We start from the raw sequence: 1980 nt of genomic DNA, 5'->3' as shown, positions 1-1980 counted from the left end.
GACCTGATCTATGCCGGCCGCGGCAACGACATCGTCTATGGCGGCGAGGGCAACGACACGATCTATGGCGGCGACGGCGACGACAAGCTCTTCGGCGAGGATGGCGACGACATCATCTATGGCGAGGCCGGCAATGACATCATTATCGGCGGCAAGGGCAACGACCAGCTCTCCGGAGGAGCCGGGGACGACGTGATCCAGGGCGGAGAGGGCGACGATACGCTGGATGGCGGAGAGGGTGATGATACGCTCGAAGGCGGCGAGGGTAACGACGCGCTTGAAGGCGGCACGGGCGACGACTGGCTCGATGGCGGCGACGGCAACGACCAGCTTTCCGGCGGCGCCGGGAATGACCAGATCTATGGCGGTGGCGGCAACGACATCATCAACGGCGGGGCCGGCAACGACTGGATGGATGCCGGCGACGGCGACAACACTGTCTTCACCGGCGACGGCAACAACAGTGTCCGCACCGGCAACGGCAACAATGTCGTGACTGGTGGCGCCCATGTCGACCTCGTCCAGTTCGGTGCTGGCCAGGACACGGCCCGCCTCGGTGGGGGGGACGACGTCGCGGCCGGCGGCGGCGGCAACGACCGGCTCTTCGGCGAATCCGGCAACGATACGCTCTCCGGCGATGACGGCGACGATGTACTCGATGGCGGGGAGGGCGACGATCACCTCGCCGGCGGCAGCGGCAAGGACAGGCTCTTTGGTGGCAGCGGTAATGACTTGCTCGACGCCGGTGACGGCGATGACGAGGTGGAGGGCGGCGATGGCGACGACATCGTCTTCGGCGGAGACGGAGACGACAGGGTTGAGGGCAATGCCGGCCATGACCGGCTTTTCGGCGGAGCGGGCGACGACCGGATCGAGGGCAATGATGGCAATGACGTCATTGATGGCGGCACCGGCAATGACTGCCTGTTCGGTGGGACCGGCAATGACGTGATCCAGGGCGGTGCCGGCAACGACCGGATCGAGGGAGGTAGCGGCGCCGATACGCTCGATGGCGGTGGGGGCAGGGACCGGGTCGAGGCCGGGTCTGGCGACGACGCGATCATCGGTACGCTCGATGCTGCGGCCGATTGCTATGATGGCGGCAGCGGTTGCGACACGCTGGATTACTCTCGGGCAACGCAGAGCATCGACATCAACCTGGTCGAGGGCAAGGCGGTCAGCGTCGAGATCGGCGAGGACGGGTTCTCCAGCATCGAGGCGGTGATCGGCGGCAGCGGCAATGACCACTTCACCATCGGCACTGATGCGGTAACGCTGACCGGCGGGGCGGGCGACGACACCTTCTCCTTCGACGTGCCCTATGATGAGGACGATCGCGACCTGATCCATCAGATCCTCGATCTCGAGGCCGGTGACCGCATCCGCATCAAGCAGTACCAGATCCGCAAGCACGATGATGATGACGATGATGACGACGGCGGAAGCGGTTCCGACGACGATGCCTTCGATCGCACCTATGGCGACGAGGGCGACGATTCCGGTCGGCCATTCCGCTTCCGCATCGAGAAGATCGGTGACGACGACCGCACCTTCGTCGATGTCTATCTCGAGCAGAATGACGAGAAGGACTACTCGATCGAGATCCAGGGCAGTCACAGGCTTTACTATTACTGATCTCGGTGCGCGGCCGCAGGGCCTCGCATCCCGGTCGAGCGGACGGGAGAGACGGATATGACCAGGCGCAATGTCGCATTGCAGGCGGGCGGGGACGCCAGGGAAGGGCGCGAGCCGAATTTCGGGCTCGGCCGGCATATGCTCGCCGGTACCGCGCTCGCCCTGCTCCTGGTCGTCGGCTGCGGCGGCTGGGCCGCSAGCGCCCATCTCAACGGCGCCGTGATCGCCCAGGGCTCGATCAAGGTCGATCAGAACCTCAAGGAGGTGCAGCACCGCGACGGCGGCGTCGTCCAGGCGATCGGGGTGCGACAGGGCGACCGGGTCGAGGCAGGCCAGACCCAGACC

General features: G+C 65.7%; 1 protein-coding gene and 1 pseudogene. Both read left to right on the top strand.

Translation table 11 applies throughout. The features are described 5' to 3' along the window. The coding region (locus AB4118_RS33925; protein WP_441493885.1) for a calcium-binding protein at window positions 1-1635 on the top strand (1635 nt) is incomplete at its 5' end. A 57-nt stretch (window positions 1636-1692) separates the two neighbouring features. Further along, window positions 1693-1980: pseudogene (locus AB4118_RS33920) on the top strand (HlyD family type I secretion periplasmic adaptor subunit); the annotation flags it as partial.

It is taken from the genome of Allobosea sp. 2RAB26 (genome assembly GCF_052115465.1).
GTDB lineage: Bacteria > Pseudomonadota > Alphaproteobacteria > Rhizobiales > Beijerinckiaceae > Allobosea.
Note: the sequence above shows the minus strand (reverse complement) of the source record. Positions and strands in the feature narration are given on the sequence as shown.